The sequence below is a fragment of the Thiosulfatihalobacter marinus genome (assembly GCF_016019955.1).
GTDB classification, from domain to species: Bacteria; Pseudomonadota; Alphaproteobacteria; order Rhodobacterales; family Rhodobacteraceae; genus Shimia; species Shimia marinus_A.
This window is the reverse complement of sequence record NZ_JAECRZ010000004.1, coordinates 159,389-178,826: the sequence shown is the minus strand read 5'-3', so window position 1 is coordinate 178,826 and position 19,438 is coordinate 159,389. Positions and strand designations below refer to the sequence as shown.

The window sequence follows — 19,438 nt, the reverse complement described above, 5'->3', positions numbered from 1 at the left end:
AGACCGGCCCAAAACGACGCTTCGCACGCAAAAAGGCGCATGTCGGCGCGCCTGGCTTGTCCTGACCGTTCGTTGACCGACCGTGCCCCGGGGCGGGCCGACTGTGCAACGAATCGCCGGGGGGCACAGGTTAACAAGGGGCGGGGGCAAAAACGGTGCGTCGGTATCATGTCGGTATTGCGTGGGTATCGCGGCGGGGCGCGGGGCCGCAAATGGCCCGGTTAACGAGGCGCACGATGTTGCGACGGGTCGCGCGGTATCAGGATGATCCTGACCCGAAGGCGGAACTCCTGGCGGCCTTGCACATCTTTTGGCAAGGCGCGCGGCGCCCGGGCGACAGGCCGGAGAGAGCGGATGGGCCGGCGCCGGGGCGATTTCTGCGCCCGCTGCCACCGGAAGCGGGGAAAAGCGTGTTTTGACCGTGGCCCTGCGCCGACTTCTTTCCTATAAGTTCTGCGAGATCGCATGAAGGAGTCGTTGCATGTCCGGAGAATTGTCGCCTATCGACAAGGCCAAGTTCGTCGCCGCCAAGCGGGCCACGGATTTTGTCGAGGACGGGATGCGCGTGGGGCTGGGCACCGGATCGACGGCGGCCTGGCTGGTGCGCTGTCTTGGCGAGATGGTGCGCGACCAGGGGCTGCGCATCAAGGGGGTGCCGACCTCGACCCGCACGGCGGAGCTGGCGCGCGAGGTGGGGATCGAGGTGGTGAGCCTGGATGCCGCCAAATGGCTGGACGTGACCATTGACGGGGCCGATGAATTCGACGGCAACCTGAACCTGATCAAGGGCGGCGGCGGGGCGCTGTTGCAGGAAAAGATCGTGGCCACGGCGAGCGACCAGATGGTGGTGATCGCCGATGTGGGCAAGGAGGTGGAAACGCTGGGCGCGTTCCCCTTGCCGGTCGAGGTGGTGCCGTTCGGCTGGCAGACCACGCAGGCGCTGATCGAGGAAACGCTGGTCAGCATGGATGTTCTGGGCCGCACCACGACGCTGCGGATGAATGGCGATGCGCCGTTCATGACGGACGAGGGCAATCATATCCTGGATCTGCACCTGAAGCGGATCGGCGATGCGCGCCAGCTGGCCATGGTGATGAACCAGATGCCGGGCGTGGTTGAAAACGGGCTGTTCATTGATATCTGTGATGCGGTCGTGGTGGGCTATGGCGACGGGCGCGTGGAAGTGCGCGACATCAATGCCGGCACGATCGAAGAGGCGATGCTGGATTTCGCCGAAACCGACAATCTGTTCACGGATCTTGTGGACTAGGAAAAACGAGGGTTCATGTCTTTCGACTATGATCTGTTTGTCATCGGTGGTGGCTCCGGTGGCGTGAGGGCTGCGCGTGTGGCCGCGCAGGAGGGTGTGAAGGTCGCGCTGGCCGAGGAAGACCGCTATGGCGGCACCTGTGTGATCCGGGGCTGTGTGCCCAAGAAGCTGATGGTGTTTGCCAGCGAATATGCCCGGCTGGGCGAGGACGCGCGCGCCTATGGCTGGACATTCGGAGAGATCGCGTTCGACTGGCCGCATTTCCGGGGCAAGCTTCATGCCGAGCTGGACCGGCTGGAAGGCATTTACCGCAACATTCTGGCGTCCAACGGCGTGCAGACCTATGATCAGCGCGCCAGGCTGGCGGATCCGCACACGGTGGAGCTGGCCGACGGAACCCGCAAGACCGCCAGGCATATCCTGATCGCCACGGGCGGGCGGCCGGTGCTGCCGGGCCTGCCGGGCGACGAACTGGGCATCACGTCGGACGATGTCTTTCACCTGGACAAGCTGCCCGGTTCGATCCTGATCGTCGGCGGGGGCTATATCGCCAGTGAGTTCGCCGGCATCCTGAACGGTCTGGGTGTCGCGGTGACGCAGTATTATCGCGGGGCGCAGATATTGCGCGGCTTTGACGACGAGGCGCGCGGGCTGGTCTGTGAAGAGATGTGCCAGAACGGTATTGACGTGCATCTGGGCACGACCGTCATGGAGATGCACAAGGATGGCGACGGCGTGCGCGTCAAGGCCACCAACGGCACCGAGCGCCGGTTCGACAAGGTTCTGTTCGCGACCGGGCGGGTGCCCAATACCGACGGGCTGGGGCTGGCGGAACTGGGGATCGACCTGGGCCGCAAGGGCGAGGTGATCGTGGATGCGTATTCGCAGACATCGGTGCCGTCGGTTCATGCGGTGGGGGATGTGACCGACCGGGTGAACCTGACGCCGGTGGCGATCCGCGAGGGCATGGCCTTTGTCGAGACGGTGTTCCGGGGCAACCCGACGCCGGTGGATCACGCGCTGATCCCGACGGCGATCTTTACCCAGCCCGAAATGGGCACGGTGGGGCTGAGCGAGGAAGAGGCGCGCGAGATCGAGCCGGTTGAGGTATACTGCAACAGCTTTCGCCCGATGCAGACCAGTTTTGCCGGGCGCGATGACCGGGTTTTGATGAAGCTGGTGGTCAGCCGGGCGACGCGCAAGGTGCTGGGGTGTCATATCGTTGCGCCGGGGGCGGGCGAGATGATCCAGCTGGCCGGGATCGCGGTGAAGATGGGGGCCACCAAGGAAGACTTTGACCGGACAGTGGCGGTGCACCCGACCATGTCCGAGGAACTGGTGACGATGAAGAGCCCGGTGCGCACCGCCTAGGGGCGCATGGGTTGAAATTTGCGGCGCAGACCTCAGGTTAGAGGCAGCGCCGAATTAGATGTAGGAAAGGGATGAACCTTTATGGCAGGCAATAGTGGCGGCCCCTGGGGAGGGGGCGGCAATCAGGGCGGCGGCAACCGCGGGAACAATGGCGACGGACGACGCCCTCCCGAAGGGGGCGAGGGGCCGCAGATCCCGGATATCGACGAGCTTATGAAAAAGGGCCAGGACCAGCTGCGCGTGCTGATGGGCGGGCGCGGCGGCGGCGGCGGTAAATCAGGCGGCGGCGGGCCGCGCGGCGGCGGTGGCGGGCCGGCCCTGACACGGGGCACCGTGGGGATCGGCGTGCTTGTCGCGGCGGGCCTGTGGGCGCTGGCCAGTTTTTACTCGGTCAAGCCCGAGGAGCAATCGGTCGAGCTGTTTCTGGGCAAATACTCGGCCACCGGCAATCCGGGCCTGAACTTTGCCCCCTGGCCGCTTGTGACGGCCGAGGTGGTGCCGGTGACGAACGAACAGACCGAGGATATCCCGGCCAGTTCGCGCAGCACAGACGGGCTGATGCTGACCGGGGACGAGAACATCGTGGACATCGATTTCCAGGTGGTCTGGAACATTTCCGATCCGGCGCAGTACCTGTTCAACCTGCGCGACCCGGAAACCACGATCCGCGCGGTGGCGGAATCGGCGATGCGCGAGATCATCGCGCAGTCGGAGCTGGCGCCGATCCTCAACCGGGACCGGGGCATCATTGCCGACCGCCTGCAAGAGCTGATCCAGGAAACGCTGGATACCTATAATTCGGGCGTGAATATCGTGCGGATCAACTTTGACGGGGCCGATCCGCCCGAGCCGGTGAAGGACGCGTTCCGCGAAGTGCAATCGGCCAGCCAGGAGCGGGACCGCTTGCAGAAACAGGCCGACGCCTATGCCAACCGGGTTCTTGCCGGGGCGCGGGGTGAAGCCGCACAGGTTCTGGAAGAGGCCGAAGGCTATCGCGCACGGGTCGTGAACGAGGCCGAAGGTGAGGCCAGCCGGTTCTCGGCGGTGCTTGAAGAGTACCAGAAGGCGCCGGATGTGACCCGCAAGCGTCTGTATCTGGAAACCATGGAAGAAGTTCTGGGGGGCATCGACAAGGTGATCATCGACCAGGAAACGTCCGGTCAGGGCGTGGTGCCCTACCTGCCGCTGAACGAACTGCGCAAGCAGGGGGGGAACTGATATGCGTAAGACAACGTATCTATTGCCGGTTCTCGTGATCGTCGCGGCCGCGGCGCTGAGTTCGGTGTTCATCGTGGACGAGCGCGAAAAGGCGCTGGTGCTGCAATTTGGCCGGGTTGTGACCGTCAAGGAAGATCCGGGCCTGGCCTTCAAGATCCCGCTGATCCAGGAGGTGGTGAAATATGACGACCGCATCCTGAGCCGCGAAGTGGGGCCTCTGGAAGTCACGCCGCTGGACGATCGCCGTCTGGTCGTGGACGCCTTTGCGCGCTACCGGATCGCGGATGTGAAACAGTTCCGTCAGGCCGTTGGTACCGGCGGAATTGAGCTGGCCGAACGCCGGCTGGACAACATCCTGCGCTCGCAGACCCGCGAGGTTCTGGGCTCTGTGCGGTCGGATTCGGTGCTGTCGGCAGACCGTGTGTCGCTGATGAACCAGATCCGCGACGCGGCCATTTCCGAGGCGCGTGGCCTTGGGCTGGATGTGGTCGACGTGCGCCTGAAACGCACCGACCTGCCGCAAGCCAACCTGGAAGCGACCTTTGCGCGGATGCGGGCGGAACGTGAACGCGAAGCCGCCGACGAAATCGCACGTGGTGACGAAGCCGCGCAGCGGGTGCGTGCCCAGGCCGACCGGACCGTGGTCGAGCTGGTGTCGGATGCCAATCGCCAAAGCGAGATCATTCGCGGTGAAGCGGATGCGCGGCGCAACGCCATCTTTGCCGACGCGTTTGGCGCCGATCCGGAATTCTTTGAATTCTACCGGTCGCTGAACGCCTATCGTGCGGCGCTGGGCGGGGACAATTCGTCGATGGTGATGTCGCCGGACAGCGAGTTCTTCAACTATCTGAAGAGCGATACGGGCCGGCCATGATCGGCACGGCGATACTGGCCCTTGGGCTGGTCTTGATTGTGGAGGGGCTGGTCTATGCGCTGGCCCCTTCGCTTGTGGAAGACCTGTTGGCGGCGCTGCGCAGTCTTTCCGAAAACCAGCGGCGCACGCTGGGTCTTGTGGCGCTGGGTCTGGGCGTGGTTTTTGTCTGGGTGGCCAAGACGCTTGGCGCGTGACGGGCGCCGCAATTTCGGGACATGCCGCGGGATGTGACGGGATGCTCACCGGGTCGTGAAACCCTGAAACAAAGGGCGCGGGATTTCGCCGATGCCCGGATGGGCGGATGGGGCTGATGTTCCATCGGGTGTTTGCCTGGCCCGGGTGGTGGCCTGACTGATCGCGGGCTTTCTGCCTAAGGCATTTGAAATATTCAATTAATTTCCGGCAGCGCGGTGTTTCAGGGCGCGAATGGCCTGGGATTGTCGCGGCGATAGGCCAGCGGGGTCCGGGCGAATGCCCCTGGCGCGCGCGCGGCTTGCGGCCGGTTGGTGGCCTCACGGACGGATCACATCGAATTGCGGGCTTGCGATCGACATTGCGTTGTCGTGGCTGGCGCCTACATTCATGGTGTCGCCGCGCCGGACGAAACATGTGCAGGACCGGCCGGAAGAGAACAACACAGGAGAGAGAAGAGTGACACCTCAGGCATTGGCAATTCCGCGCCAGACATTGGCGCATTTCCGGGTGATTTGGCTCGCGGCATTGGTCTTGGCGGTGGCGCTGGTCCAGTCGGTTTCGGCTCAGGCCCGGCCCGAGAGCTTTGCCGACCTGGCAGAGAAGTTCAGCCCCGCGGTTGTGAATATCACCACCTCCACGGTTGTCGCGGGCCGCACCGGCCCTCAGGGCATCGTGCCCGAAGGATCCCCGTTCGAGGACTTTTTCCGCGAGTTCCAGGACCGGCAAGGCAATGGGGATCGCCCGCGGCGCACGTCGGCGCTTGGATCGGGATTCGTGATCTCGGAAGACGGGTATGTCGTGACCAACAACCACGTGATTGATGGCGCCGACGAGATCCTGATCGAGTTTTATTCTGGCGAGGAACTGCCCGCCAAGGTGGTCGGGACGGACAAGAACACGGATCTCGCGCTGCTCAAGGTCGAGTCCGACGTTCCGTTGTCCTTTGTCAGTTTTGGCGACAGCGATACCGCCCGCGTGGGCGATTGGGTGATCGCCATGGGCAACCCGCTGGGGCAGGGGTTTTCGGTGTCTGCCGGGATCGTGTCGGCGCGCAATCGCGCGCTTTCGGGCAGCTATGACGATTTCATCCAGACCGACGCCGCGATCAACCGGGGCAATTCCGGCGGACCGCTGTTCAACATGGATGGCGAGGTTGTGGGCGTGAACACCGCGATCCTGTCGCCCAATGGCGGATCGATCGGGATCGGGTTCTCGATGGCGTCCAACGTGGTCAAGAAAGTGGTCGCGCAGTTGCAGGAATTCGGCGAAACCCGGCGCGGTTGGCTGGGCGTGCGTATTCAGAACGTGAGCGAAGACATGGTCGAGGCTCTGGACGGGCTGGAAACCGCCGCGGGCGCGATGGTGACGGATGTCCCCGAGGGGCCGGCGCGCGAATCGGGCATGTTGGCCGGTGACGTGATCCTGAGCTTTGACGGGGTGGACGTGGCGGATGTGCGCGGGCTGGTCCGTCAGGTTGGCAATACCGAAGTGGGCAAGACGGTGCGCGTGGTGGTGCTGCGCGATGGCAAGACCCAGACGCTGAAGGTGACGCTGGGCCGCCGTGAAGAGGCCGAAGCGGTCCCCGCCAGCCAGCCGGCGCCGGATGCCGAGCCAGGGGAAAAGGAAATCCTGGGACTGACGGTGATGCCGCTGACCGATGCGGTGCGCGAGGAGCTGGGTGTGGATCAGGGCACCACCGGCCTGGTTGTGGCCGATGTAGACGAAGCCTCGGTGGCCTATGAAAAGGGGTTGCGCGCGGGCGACGTGCTGACCGAGGCGAGCCAGCAGAAGCTGCTGAGCATCGCTGATCTGGAAGCGCGGATCGACGAGGCGCGGGAAGCGGGGCGCAAATCGCTGTTGCTGTTGGTGCGCCGGGGTGGCGAGCCGCGTTTCGTGGCCTTGAGCCTAGAAGAGTAAGCCTGACCCGGGCAGTCAGGACAAGACGCGGGCGCCCCGGCTGAATGCCGGGGCGCCATTTTTTTGTCAGCGAGGCGGGGTCAGCTGTCGCGCGGGACCGCGATCAGCCCCAGGCGACGCGCGCTTTCCAGCGAGAGGATCGCGCTGTCCAGCCCGCCGGCCTTTTGATAGCGGCGGATGGCGGCGCGGGTGCGGGCATCGCTAAGGCCGGTGATCGGACCGTAGAACAGCCCGCGCGCCCGAAGCGCGCGTTGCAGCGAGCCGGTGAATTCGGCGGTCCAGACCTCGGCGCAGGGGGTTTCGAACCAGGTTTCGCGCCGTTCCCGGACAATGCGTTGCTGGGTTTCGGTGCGGTAGATGGCCTGGGACAGGACAGTGCCGTCATCCAGCACTTCGGCGGGCTGCACGATGATCTGTTCGGTCACGGTTTCCAGCACCGCCGGGGTCACGTCGCGCCCCCAGCAGCTGCCAGGGCGGGCATTGGGTGGTGCGTCGGCATCCTCGGCGCGGATGATGCGGGGTTCGCTCAGGGCGGCGATATAGGGCACGTCCGCGATCGGTTGCTGGCAGGCGCCTAGTGCCAGCAGGGCCAGCAGGGCCAGGGCCGGAAGGGATGCGGATCGCGGGGGCATTGCTCGGGCCTCGGTTGCGTGTTTGCCCCTTTGTAACCGGTTTTGCGCGTCGTCAAAAGCCTTTGGTCACGGCGCGGGGCGGGCGGGGTGCAAAAGGGTGTCGAGCATTGGCGAAATATCCTCGACCCGTTCGGCAATCACGTGGGTGACGCTGTTTTCCCGCTGGAGGCGCCCGGTGACGCGCAACAGCCGCCCGGCGATCACGGCGCGGCGGAACTGTTCATAGAGGCTGCGCCAGACGATCACGTTCACGACGCCGGTTTCATCTTCGAGCGTGAGAAAGATCACCCCCTTGGCGGTGCCGGGGCGCTGGCGCAGAATCACCAGCCCGGCCACGGTGACGCGGGCGCCGTTGGGCGGGTCGGCCAGCCGGTTGGCCGTGAGGGCCGAGGGCGGGCGGGGCCAGGTATCATATGGGGCGACATGCATGGGAACAAATATAGAACATTTGAGATTTGTCGCAAGGTTGCATGGCGTTTGTCGCAAAAGGGGCTGGCAGGGCGGGGGCAGCATCACTAGGTAGATGCGGACGGATTTGAGAAGGAGCCCGAAGGCATGGCCAAGATCACCTATGTCGAGCACAACGGAACCGAACACACGGTTGAGGTGGCCAGTGGCCTGACCGTGATGGAAGGCGCGCGTGACAACAATATTCCCGGCATCGAGGCCGATTGCGGCGGCGCCTGCGCCTGTTCCACCTGTCATGTCTATGTGCATCCCGACTGGGTGGAAAAGCTGCCTGTCCGGGACGACATGGAAGAGGACATGCTGGATTTCGCCTACCAGCCCGACCCGGTGCGCTCGCGCCTGACCTGCCAGGTGAAGGTGACGGACGCGTTGGACGGGTTGATCGTGCAGATGCCCGAAAAGCAGATCTGATGCGGGGCGCGGCCCTGATACTGGCCGCGCTTCTGGCCTCTGGCCCGGCGGCCGCCGGGATCGTTTCGGCGCGTTACCTGGAGCCGACCACGCGCTATGCGCATGGTGTTCTGGGCGATGCCATTGAATATGGCGCGCTGGAGATGGAGATGACGGATGGCAGGCGGGTGACGCTGACCTTGCCGGAAAGCTCTGTGTTCGAGGATATTGCGCCGCGTCTGGCGGATGTGGACGGGGATGGCGCGCCCGAGGTGATCACCGTCGAGAGCAGCCTGACCCGGGGGGCTCGGCTGGCGGTGTATGGCGTGGACGGGCTGATCGCGGCGACACCGCATATCGGGCGCTCCAACCGCTGGCTGGCGCCGCTTGGCGCGGCGGATCTGGACGGCGATGGCAAGATCGAGCTGGCCTATATCGACCGGCCCCACCTGGCCAGGATCCTGCGCATCTGGCGGTTCGACGATGGCGCGCTGGTGCCCTTGGCCGAGCGCGGGGGGCTGACCAATCACCGGATCGGCGAGGATTTCATTTCGGGCGGGATCCGCGATTGCGGCACCGGCCCCGAGATCGTGAGCGCGGATGCGGATTGGCGGCGGGTGATGATCACGACCTACAGGGGCGGGCGCATCGAAAGCCGCGCGGCCGGTCCGTTTGCCGGGCCGGAGAGCCTGGCGGACGCTGTGGCGTGCCGCGACTGATCCGGGGGATCCGGATCCGGTCTGGCCGTCGGGGACGTGCGGGGGTCAGCGGGGCGAGAACTGGTGCCCGGCATTGATCACATGTTCGCCGCTGATCGCGCCGAGGGACTGGAACAGGGCGGCGGTGTTGGTGGCGCCGAATTTCTTCAACAGCTTGGCGCGGTGCACTTCGACGGTGCGGTTGGACATGTCCAGCACCTTGGCGATTTCCTTGGAGGTCATGCCTTCGCTCATCAGCGAGAACACCTCGCGTTCGCGCCGGGTGAGATGCTGGTAGGGGCGGGTTTCGGAAAGGTCGGCAAAGCTCCAGACCGCGCGCATCAGCGGGTCGGCGGGGGTGAATGTGTGGCCGCGCACCCGGCACCAGAAGAGATCGCCGCCCCGGCGCATCATCACCCGTTCGTCCCAGTAGATGCCGCCCTCGCGCAGGCAATCGACGCCGCGATTGCGGATATTGGCGAATTCCTCCTGGCTGGGATAGAGAATGGCGAAGGTCTGGTCGCGCAGAGCGGCGCGCGTATAGCCGAACATGCCGGCGAAGGTCTGGTTGCAGTCGCGGATCACGCGGTTTTCGGTGACGACGATGCCGACCGGCACGAAGTGAAAGGCCAGATCGGTGAAGTCGCCTGACCGGTAGGCGTTTTCGACCGAAGGCTGGTCGGTCATCTTTCAAACTCCGCAAATGGTCCCCTGGCCGGCAAGGTAGTATGCGCGGGCAGGGGTGGCAATCGATTTGCGCCGGGTGAGCGGTCTGGGGTGGGGTGGGTCAGCGGCGGTGGCGCGCGAGGGGCGGTTGAGGGGCGCTGCCCCGCCGCGCGCAGGCGCGCGACTCCCCGGAGTATTTCGGGAACAATGAAAGCGGGGCCGGGCGTGGCCGGCTCAGAGTGCCCGCCAGCCGATATCGCGCCGGAAGAAGCCGCCGGGCCAGTCTATGGCATCCACCATGGCATAGGCGCGGTCGCGGGCCTCTTGCAGGCTGTCGCCGCGTGCCGTGACGTTCAGCACGCGCCCGCCTGTGGCGGTGATGGCGCCGCCGGCCGCGGTGGTGCCGGAATGGAACACCATGTTGCGGCTGTCTTCGGGAAGGGCATCCAGCCCGTTGATCACGCTGCCTTTTTCATAGGCGCCGGGATAGCCGTTGGCGGCCATGACCACGGTGATGGCGTGATCGTCGGCCCAGTTGACCCGGGTCGAGGCAAGGCGTTCTTCGGCGGCGGAATGCAACAGGTCCATCGCCTGTGCGCCAAGGCGCATCATCAGCACCTGGCATTCCGGATCGCCGAAACGCACGTTGTATTCGACAAGGCGCGGCTGGCCGTCCTTGATCATCAGGCCGACATACAGCACGCCCTGGTAGGGGGTGCCGCGCCGCGCCATTTCATCGATCGTGGGTTGGACGATCTGATCCAGGGCTTTTTGTGCGATCTCGTCGGTCAGCACGGGGGCCGGGGAATAGGCACCCATGCCGCCGGTGTTCGGCCCGGTATCGCCTTCGCCGACACGTTTGTGATCCTGCGCGGTGCCGATGGGCAGGGCGGTCTTGCCGTCGCAGAGGATGAAGAAGGAGGCCTCTTCGCCTTCCATGAATTCCTCGATCACCACTTCGGCGCCGGCGCCGCCAAAGGCGCCGCCGAACATGTCGTCGATCGCGTCCAGCGCGGTTTGTTCGTCCATTGCCACGATCACGCCCTTGCCGGCGGCCAGCCCGTCGGCCTTGACCACGATGGGCGCGCCCTGTTGGCGGATGTAGTCCCTGGCGGCCTGTGCATCGGTGAAATGGCCATAGGCGGCGGTGGGGGCATTGGCGGCGTCGCAGATTTCCTTGGTGAAGCTTTTGGAGGCTTCGAGCCGGGCGGCGGCGGCAGAGGGGCCAAAGACCAGGATGCCCGCCTCGCGCAGGCGGTCGGCAATGCCGGCGGCAAGCGGCGCTTCGGGGCCGACGATCACGAAATCGATGGCGTTGGCTTCCGCGAAGCTGACAACCGCGCTGCCGTCCTCGATGTCGAAGCTGGCGCAATCGGCAATCTGGTCGATCCCGGCATTGCCCGGCGCGACGATCAGCTTGTCGCATTTGGGGTTTTGCAGGACGGCCCATGCCAGCGCATGTTCGCGTCCGCCGCTGCCGAGAATGAGAATGTTCATTGGGGCACCCTTCTGCTTGGCCTTGCTTCCCGCGCGTTCTAAGCTGTGGCGCGCAGAGAGACAAGCGAGGCCAGATGTCGGACCTGATCGATGATCCCGTTGCGGGCGAAAACGCCCCTGAATTTAGTGTTTCGGACATTTCCGGCGCGCTGAAACGTACCATCGAGGGCGCGTTCGGCCGGGTGCGGGTGCGCGGCGAGGTGGGGCGCGTGATGCTGGCGCGGTCGGGGCATTTGTATTTCGACCTCAAGGATGACCGTTCGGTGCTGGCGGCGGTCAGCTGGAAGGGGCAGGTGAGCCGTCTGTCGATCCTGCCCGAAGAGGGTATGGAGGTGATCGTCACCGGCAAGCTGACCACATTCGGCAGCCAGTCCAAGTATCAGATCAACGTGGATGACGTTGCCGTGGCAGGCGAAGGCGCGCTGATGGCGATGCTGGAAAAGCGCAAGAAGGCGCTGGCCGCCGAAGGCCTGTTCGCGCCCGAGCGCAAGCAGCCGCTGCCGTTCCTGCCCGAGATCATCGGCGTGGTGACATCGCCCAGCGGCGCGGTGATCCGCGATATCCTGCACCGGCTGCGCGACCGGTTTCCCCGCAAGGTGCTGATCTGGCCGGTGGCGGTGCAAGGCGATCAATGCGCGCCGCAGGTGGCGCGCGCGATCAGGGGCTTCAACGCGCTGGCACCGGGCGGTGCGCTGCCCCGGCCTGACCTTTTGATCGTGGCGCGCGGGGGCGGCTCGATCGAGGATCTGTGGGGGTTCAACGAAGAGAGTGTCGCGCGCGCGGCGGCGGCCAGTGACATTCCACTGATCTCGGCGGTGGGGCACGAAACCGACACGACGCTGATCGATTTCGTCTCGGACAAGCGCGCCCCGACACCCACGGCGGCGGCGGAACTGGCGGTGCCGGTACGCATGGACCTGCTGGCCTGGGTCGGGGAACAAGGCGCCCGGCTGACCCGCAGCGCGGGCAGCGCCGTTGCCCTGCGCGGTCAGCGGCTTCGGGACGTGGCGCGCGCCCTGCCGCGCCGGGACGCGCTGTTGCAGACACCGCGCCAGCGGCTGGACGAGGCGTCGGACCGGTTGCCGCGCGCGCTGGTGGCGGGGGTGCAGACGCGCAAGGTGGCGCTGAGCGAAGCTGGCGGTCTGCTGCGCGCAAGCACTCTGACGCGGATGATCGGGAACAAACGCGAGGCGCTGGGGCGGCGCGGCGACCGGCTGCGCCCCGAAACCCTGACGCGCGAGATTGATCGGCGCAAGGACCGGCTGGGCGATCTGGCGCGGCGGCTGGACGAGGCAACACAGCGGCGCATCCAAGCCCCGCGCGACAAGCTGGCGGCACTTGGCCGGATGAACGAGACCCTGAGCTACAAGGCAACACTGGACCGCGGCTACGCGGTGGTCCGGGGGGACGGGGCGCTGGTGAAAACCGCGGCGGCCGCGCGCAAGGCCGACAAGATCGAGATCGTGTTCGCCGATGACACCTTCTCACCGGCCGCCCCAAGAAAGGCGCCTTCGGCCGCGCCGAAACCGAAACCGTCACCCGGACAGGGCAGCCTGTTCTGATCCGGCTTTCAATGTTCCGAAAATACTCTGGGGAGTCGCGCGCCCGCGCGCGGCGGGGCAGCGCCCCTCAACCGGCTCAGACACCCACTTCGGGACCAAGGCAAAGCATCTCCTCGCCGCTGGCCTCGACCTCATACAGTACCCGGCCATCGGGGTCGCTTTCGAACCGGGCGGTCAGGCCCCCGGCCTCCAGAAAAAAGCTCCAGCATTGCGGGCCGGGGGTGTCGTCATAGACAAAGCAGATCTGCCGCCCCCGGGCAAACCAGCGCCCATCCTTGCACTGGCCGTCCAGGAATGACCAGCGCACACGGCGGTCGGGGAGATATTCCTCAACACCATAGCGGCGCCCGTCGGCGGCAAAGAACAGGGTTTTGCCAGTTGTGTAGGCTTCGAATTCGGCCGCGCTCATCGTTGATTGCGCGGTTTGCGCGGCGGCAGAACCGGCCAGAAGGCAGGCGGACAGGAGCAACTGTTTCATGCCACCATGCTGCCAAAGGATCGGCGCGCGCGCCAGTCTCAATCCCGTGACCGGCCCAGGCGCGCCACGCGCGGGTCCATCACCCGGCGCCAGAGCGGCGGGCACAGGGCCAGCGCGCCCATGGCCGGCAGCGACCGGGGCAGGACGGGCATGGTGGCGCTGTCCAGCCGCAGCGACGGGTAGGGGCGCAGCGGGTGCATGTGGTGATCGGAATGGCGCGGCGCGTTCAGCATCAACGCCGAGGAAAAGAAATGCGGTGCGTTCCAGCTATGGGCGGGGGACACCGGCTCGGGCCGTCCGTTGGGCAGGGTCGCGCGGTGCAGGCCGTAATGCTGTACATAGTCGGAAACCAGAAGCTGCATCTGCGCATAGGCGGTGATGGCGATCAGCGCGAGGAGGCCCGCAGGGCCAAAGAGCCAGAGCGCCAGCGCCAGCGTAGCCAGCGCGCCGCCGACATAGCCGACATAGGGGTGGGTCCAGGCCGGGGGCGGCGGCGTGACGCGGGCGCGCAGGGCGGTTTCGGCGCGCAGCCCGGCGCGGAACGAGCCGATCCAGGCGCGCGGCCAGAACCGGTAAAACCCTTCACCGGGGCGCGGGCTGTTGGGGTCGTTGGGCGTGGCGACCCAGACATGATGCACTCGGGTATGGGCCGATGTATGGTGGCCGAACAGCAGGCTGACATAGACAAGCTGGCCCAGCCGTCGCGGCCAGCGCGCCTGCCGGTGAATCAGCTCATGGGCGTTGGCATTGCTGACCTGGCCAAAGAACATGCCGAACGCCACAAAGCCAACCAGCCGTTCGCCCCAGCCCTGTCCGGTCGCGCCCGACAGCGCCATGACCGCCAGCACCAGCAGCGGGACATGCGCCAGACCCAGAAAAACCGACAGCGCCGAACCCGAGGGAAATTCGCCATCCGCGCCGCGCCGGGCCACGGCGCCGTGGATCAGCAGGTCCAGCGAAAAGGTCAGCACCGTCAGATAGGCCAGGGCCGCCACCGGCCAGACGCCGCCCAACAGTGCGGCGGCGCTCAGCAAGGCGACAGGCAGGGTTGTTGCAAGTGTGAACCAGAGCATCCGGGCGCCCCATGTGGCAGGTCTCGGCGCCATTTGCCCATAAGTCGGCGGATGACTCAAGCCGGGCGCGCGCATTGACGGCACGGCAGCAAGCCAGAATTTTCCGCAACTGCAAAGTTTCTTGGAAACCCCCATTGACTCGGGGGCGGGCATCGGTAAAAGGCAGGCTTCATGAGATTTCACGGGGCGGTGCTGTCTGCCCCGGCGCAGGAGAAGACAAATGGCGAAGCCGACGACCATCAAGATCCGTCTGAACTCGACCGCGGGCACGGGCCATTTCTACGTGACCAAGAAAAACGCACGCACCATGACCGAAAAGATGGTCGTACGAAAGTACGATCCGGTGGTGCGCAAGCATGTCGAGTACAAGGAAGGCAAGATCAAGTAAGATCGCCCCTTGATGACACAGCAAAAGCCGCGCCCCGAAAAATGGGCGCGGCTTTTTGCATTTCTCCCTTGTCGCGCCCCGCATTTGCCACCTGGACCTTGCAGGACACGACATGCCGGACCTTTTTCAAATCCGCCCCGCCACACCGGATGACCGGTTGCAGGTCACGCAGCTGTTTCGCCGCTCTTACCCGCGGCTCCTGCCGCGCGATTACGCGCCGCGCCTGTTGCGCGACGCGTTGCCGGTGATCACCACGGCCCAGCCCGCGCTGTTGGCCTGTGGCACCTATTTCGTGGCGGTCTGTTGTCAGAGCGGGGCTGTGGTGGGGGCGGGCGGCTGGACCGACATAAGCCCGACGCGGGGGGTGTCGGGGACCGGACAGGGCCACATGCGCCACATGGCGACCGATCCGGGCTGGTTGCGCCGGGGCGTGGCGCGGGCTTTGCTGCGCCACAGCTGTGCATCGGCGTGGGCGCAGGGCATCACGCGGATGACCTGCATGAGCACGCTGACCGCGCGCCGGTTCTATGCGGCGATGGGATTTCACGAACAGGGCGAGGTCGAGCTGACGCTGGCGCCGGGGGTGCATTTCCCGGCGGTGCAGATGGCGCGGGATCTTGCCGGGACTGGCGATGATGACCTGTATCATGCCGCCGGGGCGCCGGATGGGGTAGGATCGGCGCGGTGACAGGTGAGAAGGAGACTGCCATGTCAGGCAAGGACAACAAGCGCCCGGACTGGATCGAAGAGATCGAGGTGGCGGGCGAAAAGCTGGTGGAAGAGGTGAAGCGTCTGGCCGCCGAAGGCAAGGTGCGCCGCATCCGCATCTACGAGCCGGATGGCGATATCGCGGTGGACATTCCGCTGACCGTGGGCGCGATTGCCGGCGGCGCGGTGGTGCTTGCGGCACCGATCCTGGCCATTGTGGGCGCTTTGGCGGCGTTTGTGACCAAGGTGAAGATCGAGATCGTGCGCGACACCCCGCCCGAGGCGGATGATGACGCCCCGTCCTGACGGACGCAGGGTCAAAAAAGCAAAGGGCCGGTCCCAAAGGACCGGCCCGGATGTTTTGCCGTTGTTGCGGCTTTATTCCCGGTTGCCAAGCAGTTGCAGCAGGAACATGAACATGTTGATGAAGTCGAGATAGAGGTTCAGTGCCCCCATGATCGCGGCCTTGCCCAACCATTCGCTGTCGCCGCTATGGGCGTGTTCCAGGTAGGTATTCTTGATCTTCTGCGTGTCATAGGCGGTAAGCCCGGCGAAGATCAGCACACCCAGGATCGAGATCGCGAACATGATCGCGGGCGAGCCCAGGAAGATGTTGATGATCGACGCCACCAGGATACCGATCACACCCATGATCAGGAACGATCCCCAGCCGGAGATGTCCTTTTTCGTGGTGTAGCCCCACAGCGACAGGCCGGCGAAGGCGATCGAGGTGACAAGGAACACCTGCGCGATCGAGAAGCCGGTGAAAGCAACGAAGATCCACGCCAGCGACAGGCCCATGACAGCGGCAAACGCATAGAAGAACAGTTGCGCACCCGCTGCCGAAAGGCGGTTGATTGCCGCGCCGAAGCCAAAGATCATGCCCAGCGGTGCAAACATCACGATCCAGCCCAGGATATTGGGCTGAAGCGTGATCGGATCGCGGAACATGCCCAGCAGCGACGGGCTTGTGCCCACGGCCCAGGCCACGGCAAATGTCAGCAACATGCCCACGGACATGGTGCTGTAGACCTTGTTCATATGGGCGCGAAGCCCTGCGTCAATCTCGGCCGCGCGCGTACCAGCGCCGCTCCGGATTGTGTCAAATTCAGCCATTCAAGCCTCCGATATTGAACTTTTGGGCCACCCGATCCCTCAGGCAGCCGTCAGAACTGAATATCGGTGAGGTGGCGGCGCTTTTCAAGGACAACAAGCGGCGTGATACACGAAATTCAGTGTTCACGCCGCATCTGCCGGTTAACCGCGCCAGTTGGAGGGCACATCCCAGACCGGGCGCCGGATTTCGGCATTCACATCGCCGGCCGTCAGCCCCAGATCCTTCAGCGCGGCGTCGTCCAGCCGGGCCAGCGCACGGCGCTGCCGCAGCACGGCGACGGCTTTGGCAATCGCGCCGGTGTCAAACGAAAAGCCGACATGGCGGCCGAGGGTGCTGAGGAGGGTCATGGGGTGTCCTTTCCTGATCTGCGATGGGTTTCTCATGTTTCATCAAATTACTTGATGTATATGGCGCAATGTGATCTATATTGAAAACGAATGTTTGTGACGTCATCCATCAAGGATCATGATGATATGCGAAATCTTGACGTGACCACCCTGCGCAGTTTCGTGGCCGTGGCCGATATGGGCGGTGTGACCAAGGCGGCCGGATTTCTGCACCTGACCCAATCGGCGGTGTCGATGCAGCTCAAGCGGCTTGAGGAACTGATCGGCGTGGCGCTGCTGGACCGCACCGGGCGCGGCATCGCGCTGACCCCGGCGGGCGAGCAGATGCTGGGCTATGCGCGCCGGATGGTGACGCTGAATGACGAGATCATGCGCCGCCTGACCGATGAGGCGTTCGAGGGGGAAATTTCGCTCGGGGTTCCCCATGACATCGTTTATCCGGCCATTCCGAGGGTGTTGCAGCAGTTCAGCGCCGCCTATCCGCGGGTCAAGGTGCATCTGGTGTCGTCTTTTACACGGGCGCTGAAGCGGGATTATGAAAAGGGGGAAATGGACCTGATCCTGACCACCGAGGCGGAAAAGCCGGAAAACGCCGAAGGGCTGTGCCGGTTGCCGCTGGTCTGGATCGGGGCGCCGGGGGGCGCGAGCTGGCGGCGGCGGCCGATCCAGTTTGCCTCGGGGCGGCAATGCGTGTTCCGGGCCCGCGCCATCGGATCGCTGGACCGGGCGGGGATCGAATGGGAATCCGCGCTGGAAACGGAATCGGATCGCACGGTCGAGGCGACGATTGCCGCCGATCTGGGGATCGGGGCGATGATCGAGGGCACGGAGCCGCAGCAGCTGGAGGTGATCGAGCACGGCGGCGCGCTGCCCGATCTGGGCGAGCAATATATCAACATGTATGGCGGCAACCCGGCCAAGGGCGATGCCGTCGCCCATCTGGCCGGATTGATCCGCAAGGGGTTTCGCCCGCTGGCCACGCAACAGGACTCGTTGGTGCGGCTGGGCGCGGTTGGCTGATTGCGGGGCTGAATACCTAGGGTCAGGACCCATTAATCCTGCGCCACTGGTTTAACAGATTTGCTGTCTGACTACGTACAATGCCGCAGGAATAGTGGTTCTATTTCAAGGCATTGAAAGGACGTCAGGCGGCAAATCCGTCAAATCCGCAGGACGCCAAATCCACTTCATCCCAGCGGCTTGGCACGCTTGGAAATAGAGCCACTATGTCCGGCGCGCGCCAAACCCCTGATATTTCGTGGATTTGGCGCCAGTGGTGCAGGATTAATGGGTCCTGACCCTAGTCGACCGTCACCACAACCTTGCCGGTGGATTTGCGGCTGCGCAGCAGCTCATAGGCCGCGTCCGCCTGATCGAGCGGCAGCACGTGGCTGATATGTGGCTTGATCCTGCCCTCGGCATACCAGCGGAACAGGGTTGCCATGCTGTCGGTCACGACAGCGGGTTTGAAGGCCATGTAGCCGCCCCAGTAAAGCCCCATCACGGTGAGGTTCTTGACCAGAAGGTGATTGGCCGGGATTTGCGGAATGTCGCCCGAGGCAAACCCGATGGGCAGAAGGCGCGCTTCGGGGCGGCAGGCGCGAAAGGCCGCCTTGAACTGATCGCCGCCCACCGGATCATAGACCACATCGGCCCCGCCCAGTGCCTTGACGGCGGCGCGGATATCGTCGGTTGATGCGTCGATCAGGTGATCCGCCCCCATCTTGCGCGCCACCTCCAGCTTGTCGGCGCCGCGGGCGCAGGCGATGACATTGGCGCCCATCAGCTTGCCGATCTCGACCGCCGTGAGACCAATCCCGCCGGCCGCCCCCAGCACCAGCAGGTTTTCCCCCGGTTGCAGGCGCGCCCGGTACTCCAGCGCCACATGGCTTGTGCCATAGGCGACAGGAAAGGCGGCGGCGTGTTCAAAGCTCATGGCGTCAGGCAAGGGCACGGCGCGCGCGGCCGGATAGCAGCCATATTCGGCCAGCCCGCCCTGACCGCCAAACACCACGACCCGGGTGCCGATGGCGGGGCCGGGTGTATCGGGGCCCAGCGCCTCGACCTCGCCCGCCACCTCCATGCCCAGAACGAAAGGCAGGGGCGGAATATCCTGATAGGTGCCCTTGATCATCAGAAGATCCGCGAAATTCAGCGCGCAGGCGCGGATGCGGATGCGGATTTCGCCGCGGCCCGGTTCGGGCGTGGGAATATCGCGGATGGCGGGCGGCGAATCGTGGGTGGTGACCTGGTAGGCGCGCATGGGGACATACTCCTGATGTGATGCGCCTTGAGTACACAAGTGGTGGAACAGGTGTCAAAACCGCAGAGTCGCTTTGGCTGTTTCGCGACACAGCGTCACAATTCCGGGACAAGCCATGATTGTATGGTGTGCTATTTGGTTAACGGCTGACTTGTATCAAATTCCTTGAACGAAAGGTCAAAGCTGTTAAAGTGGGGCATCGCTGTAGGGATGCGCGGCGACATCAAGAACAGGGCATGCGCCGGGTGTTGGGAGCTGGCGCATGTTTCGGCGAAGGCCGAAGAAAAGGTAAAACAAGGAGTCGTA

22 protein-coding genes are annotated in these 19,438 nt (G+C 64.8%); 13 read left to right on the top strand and 9 right to left on the bottom strand.

Annotation, left to right across the window (positions count from 1 at the left end; genetic code table 11):
* Window positions 1–481: 481 nt before the first annotated feature.
* The 6 genes from rpiA to I3253_RS08010 all read left to right on the top strand — a co-directional run bounded on the left by rpiA (window position 482) and on the right by I3253_RS08010 (window position 6,845).
* Window positions 482–1,270, top strand: coding sequence for a ribose-5-phosphate isomerase RpiA (gene rpiA, locus I3253_RS08035; RefSeq protein ID WP_197917139.1), 789 nt, complete (start codon window positions 482–484; stop codon window positions 1,268–1,270).
* Between the two features lie 15 nt (window positions 1,271–1,285).
* On the top strand, window positions 1,286–2,641 hold the full coding sequence (gor, locus tag I3253_RS08030; protein ID WP_197917138.1) for a glutathione-disulfide reductase: 1,356 nt from the start codon (window positions 1,286–1,288) through the stop codon (window positions 2,639–2,641).
* Between the two features lie 81 nt (window positions 2,642–2,722).
* On the top strand, window positions 2,723–3,859 hold the full coding sequence (hflK, locus tag I3253_RS08025; RefSeq protein WP_197917137.1) for an FtsH protease activity modulator HflK: 1,137 nt from the start codon (window positions 2,723–2,725) through the stop codon (window positions 3,857–3,859).
* A gap of 1 nt (window position 3,860) precedes the next feature.
* On the top strand, window positions 3,861–4,733 hold the full coding sequence (gene hflC, locus I3253_RS08020; protein WP_197917136.1) for a protease modulator HflC: 873 nt from the start codon (window positions 3,861–3,863) through the stop codon (window positions 4,731–4,733).
* Window positions 4,730–4,927, top strand: a complete 198-nt coding sequence (locus I3253_RS08015; protein ID WP_197917135.1) for a DUF2065 domain-containing protein — start codon at window positions 4,730–4,732, stop codon at window positions 4,925–4,927. The genes hflC and I3253_RS08015 overlap by 4 nt, the downstream gene beginning before the upstream one ends.
* 457 nt (window positions 4,928–5,384) lie before the next feature.
* The gene (locus I3253_RS08010; RefSeq protein ID WP_332255662.1) at window positions 5,385–6,845 is read left to right on the top strand and encodes a Do family serine endopeptidase; all 1,461 of its coding nucleotides are present in this window, start codon (window positions 5,385–5,387) and stop codon (window positions 6,843–6,845) included.
* 80 nt (window positions 6,846–6,925) lie between these two features.
* Here the strand turns inward: I3253_RS08010 and I3253_RS08005 are convergent, their stop codons facing one another.
* Entirely contained in the window at window positions 6,926–7,477 is a 552-nt protein-coding gene (locus I3253_RS08005) for a peptidoglycan-binding domain-containing protein (protein WP_197917134.1), read from the bottom strand.
* A 66-nt stretch (window positions 7,478–7,543) separates the two neighbouring features.
* On the bottom strand, window positions 7,544–7,906 hold the full coding sequence (locus I3253_RS08000; protein WP_197917133.1) for an OB-fold nucleic acid binding domain-containing protein: 363 nt from the start codon (window positions 7,904–7,906) through the stop codon (window positions 7,544–7,546).
* Window positions 7,907–8,032: 126 nt separating this feature from the next.
* Between I3253_RS08000 and I3253_RS07995 the strand changes: the two genes are divergently transcribed.
* On the top strand, window positions 8,033–8,356 hold the full coding sequence (locus tag I3253_RS07995) for a 2Fe-2S iron-sulfur cluster-binding protein (RefSeq protein WP_197917132.1): 324 nt from the start codon (window positions 8,033–8,035) through the stop codon (window positions 8,354–8,356).
* Window positions 8,356–9,054: an FG-GAP repeat domain-containing protein gene (locus tag I3253_RS07990; RefSeq protein WP_197917131.1), complete on the top strand. Its 699-nt coding sequence runs from the start codon at window positions 8,356–8,358 to the stop codon at window positions 9,052–9,054. The genes I3253_RS07995 and I3253_RS07990 overlap by 1 nt, the downstream gene beginning before the upstream one ends.
* Before the next feature lie 45 nt (window positions 9,055–9,099).
* Here I3253_RS07990 and I3253_RS07985 read toward each other — a convergent pair whose 3' ends face one another.
* Entirely contained in the window at window positions 9,100–9,720 is a 621-nt protein-coding gene (locus tag I3253_RS07985) for a LuxR C-terminal-related transcriptional regulator (RefSeq protein ID WP_197917130.1), read from the bottom strand.
* 213 nt (window positions 9,721–9,933) lie between these two features.
* On the bottom strand, window positions 9,934–11,196 hold the full coding sequence (gene purD / locus I3253_RS07980) for a phosphoribosylamine--glycine ligase (protein WP_197917129.1): 1,263 nt from the start codon (window positions 11,194–11,196) through the stop codon (window positions 9,934–9,936).
* A gap of 74 nt (window positions 11,197–11,270) precedes the next feature.
* Here purD and xseA point away from each other — a divergent pair, with 74 nt between their 5' ends.
* Window positions 11,271–12,758, top strand: a complete 1,488-nt coding sequence (gene xseA, locus I3253_RS07975; RefSeq protein WP_197917128.1) for an exodeoxyribonuclease VII large subunit — start codon at window positions 11,271–11,273, stop codon at window positions 12,756–12,758.
* A 76-nt stretch (window positions 12,759–12,834) separates the two neighbouring features.
* Here xseA and I3253_RS07970 read toward each other — a convergent pair whose 3' ends face one another.
* Together I3253_RS07970 and I3253_RS07965 are read right to left on the bottom strand one after the other, a co-directional pair.
* Window positions 12,835–13,236 carry a hypothetical protein gene (locus tag I3253_RS07970; protein WP_197917127.1) on the bottom strand — a complete coding sequence of 134 codons (402 nt, stop codon included), beginning with the start codon at window positions 13,234–13,236 and terminating at the stop codon, window positions 12,835–12,837.
* 38 nt (window positions 13,237–13,274) lie between these two features.
* Window positions 13,275–14,309, bottom strand: coding sequence for an alkane 1-monooxygenase (locus tag I3253_RS07965; protein ID WP_197917126.1), 1,035 nt, complete (start codon window positions 14,307–14,309; stop codon window positions 13,275–13,277).
* A 220-nt stretch (window positions 14,310–14,529) separates the two neighbouring features.
* Here I3253_RS07965 and rpmG point away from each other — a divergent pair, with 220 nt between their 5' ends.
* From rpmG to I3253_RS07950, 3 genes are all read left to right on the top strand, one after another.
* Complete coding sequence (rpmG, locus tag I3253_RS07960; protein WP_007814563.1) at window positions 14,530–14,697, top strand: 50S ribosomal protein L33; 168 nt, start codon at window positions 14,530–14,532, stop codon at window positions 14,695–14,697.
* A gap of 112 nt (window positions 14,698–14,809) precedes the next feature.
* Window positions 14,810–15,385: a GNAT family N-acetyltransferase gene (locus I3253_RS07955; protein ID WP_197917125.1), complete on the top strand. Its 576-nt coding sequence runs from the start codon at window positions 14,810–14,812 to the stop codon at window positions 15,383–15,385.
* Between the two features lie 20 nt (window positions 15,386–15,405).
* Entirely contained in the window at window positions 15,406–15,711 is a 306-nt protein-coding gene (locus I3253_RS07950; protein WP_197917124.1) for a DUF4342 domain-containing protein, read from the top strand.
* Window positions 15,712–15,783: 72 nt separating this feature from the next.
* On the opposite strand, the gene I3253_RS07945 is transcribed toward I3253_RS07950, so the two are convergent.
* Together I3253_RS07945 and I3253_RS07940 are read right to left on the bottom strand one after the other, a co-directional pair.
* Entirely contained in the window at window positions 15,784–16,521 is a 738-nt protein-coding gene (locus I3253_RS07945; protein WP_197917123.1) for a Bax inhibitor-1/YccA family protein, read from the bottom strand.
* A 141-nt stretch (window positions 16,522–16,662) separates the two neighbouring features.
* Window positions 16,663–16,869 carry a DUF1127 domain-containing protein gene (locus I3253_RS07940; RefSeq protein ID WP_197917122.1) on the bottom strand — a complete coding sequence of 69 codons (207 nt, stop codon included), beginning with the start codon at window positions 16,867–16,869 and terminating at the stop codon, window positions 16,663–16,665.
* Window positions 16,870–16,995: 126 nt separating this feature from the next.
* Between I3253_RS07940 and I3253_RS07935 the strand changes: the two genes are divergently transcribed.
* A complete protein-coding gene (locus I3253_RS07935) occupies window positions 16,996–17,889 on the top strand; it encodes a LysR family transcriptional regulator (protein WP_197917121.1) in 894 nt (297 codons plus the stop codon).
* Window positions 17,890–18,169: 280 nt separating this feature from the next.
* Here the strand turns inward: I3253_RS07935 and I3253_RS07930 are convergent, their stop codons facing one another.
* Window positions 18,170–19,132 (bottom strand): NADPH:quinone oxidoreductase family protein, encoded by a 963-nt coding sequence (locus tag I3253_RS07930; protein ID WP_197917120.1) that lies wholly within the window; start codon window positions 19,130–19,132, stop codon window positions 18,170–18,172.
* Window positions 19,133–19,438: the final 306 nt, after the last annotated feature.

Bases quoted from the DNA above. Each gene is read 5' to 3' on its own strand.
- rpiA (WP_197917139.1), top strand. From the start codon at position 482: ATGTCCGGAGAATTGTCGCCTATCGACAAGGCCAAGTTCGTCGCCGCC.
- gor (WP_197917138.1), top strand. From the start codon at position 1,286: ATGTCTTTCGACTATGATCTGTTTGTCATCGGTGGTGGCTCCGGTGGC.
- hflK (WP_197917137.1), top strand. From the start codon at position 2,723: ATGGCAGGCAATAGTGGCGGCCCCTGGGGAGGGGGCGGCAATCAGGGC.
- hflC (WP_197917136.1), top strand. From the start codon at position 3,861: ATGCGTAAGACAACGTATCTATTGCCGGTTCTCGTGATCGTCGCGGCC.
- I3253_RS08015 (WP_197917135.1), top strand. From the start codon at position 4,730: ATGATCGGCACGGCGATACTGGCCCTTGGGCTGGTCTTGATTGTGGAG.
- I3253_RS08005 (WP_197917134.1), bottom strand. From the start codon at position 7,477: ATGCCCCCGCGATCCGCATCCCTTCCGGCCCTGGCCCTGCTGGCCCTG.
- I3253_RS08000 (WP_197917133.1), bottom strand. From the start codon at position 7,906: ATGCATGTCGCCCCATATGATACCTGGCCCCGCCCGCCCTCGGCCCTC.
- I3253_RS07995 (WP_197917132.1), top strand. From the start codon at position 8,033: ATGGCCAAGATCACCTATGTCGAGCACAACGGAACCGAACACACGGTT.
- I3253_RS07990 (WP_197917131.1), top strand. From the start codon at position 8,356: ATGCGGGGCGCGGCCCTGATACTGGCCGCGCTTCTGGCCTCTGGCCCG.
- I3253_RS07985 (WP_197917130.1), bottom strand. From the start codon at position 9,720: ATGACCGACCAGCCTTCGGTCGAAAACGCCTACCGGTCAGGCGACTTC.
- purD (WP_197917129.1), bottom strand. From the start codon at position 11,196: ATGAACATTCTCATTCTCGGCAGCGGCGGACGCGAACATGCGCTGGCA.
- xseA (WP_197917128.1), top strand. From the start codon at position 11,271: ATGTCGGACCTGATCGATGATCCCGTTGCGGGCGAAAACGCCCCTGAA.
- I3253_RS07970 (WP_197917127.1), bottom strand. From the start codon at position 13,236: ATGAAACAGTTGCTCCTGTCCGCCTGCCTTCTGGCCGGTTCTGCCGCC.
- I3253_RS07965 (WP_197917126.1), bottom strand. From the start codon at position 14,309: ATGCTCTGGTTCACACTTGCAACAACCCTGCCTGTCGCCTTGCTGAGC.
- rpmG (WP_007814563.1), top strand. From the start codon at position 14,530: ATGGCGAAGCCGACGACCATCAAGATCCGTCTGAACTCGACCGCGGGC.
- I3253_RS07955 (WP_197917125.1), top strand. From the start codon at position 14,810: ATGCCGGACCTTTTTCAAATCCGCCCCGCCACACCGGATGACCGGTTG.
- I3253_RS07950 (WP_197917124.1), top strand. From the start codon at position 15,406: ATGTCAGGCAAGGACAACAAGCGCCCGGACTGGATCGAAGAGATCGAG.
- I3253_RS07945 (WP_197917123.1), bottom strand. From the start codon at position 16,521: ATGGCTGAATTTGACACAATCCGGAGCGGCGCTGGTACGCGCGCGGCC.
- I3253_RS07940 (WP_197917122.1), bottom strand. From the start codon at position 16,869: ATGACCCTCCTCAGCACCCTCGGCCGCCATGTCGGCTTTTCGTTTGAC.
- I3253_RS07935 (WP_197917121.1), top strand. From the start codon at position 16,996: ATGCGAAATCTTGACGTGACCACCCTGCGCAGTTTCGTGGCCGTGGCC.
- I3253_RS07930 (WP_197917120.1), bottom strand. From the start codon at position 19,132: ATGCGCGCCTACCAGGTCACCACCCACGATTCGCCGCCCGCCATCCGC.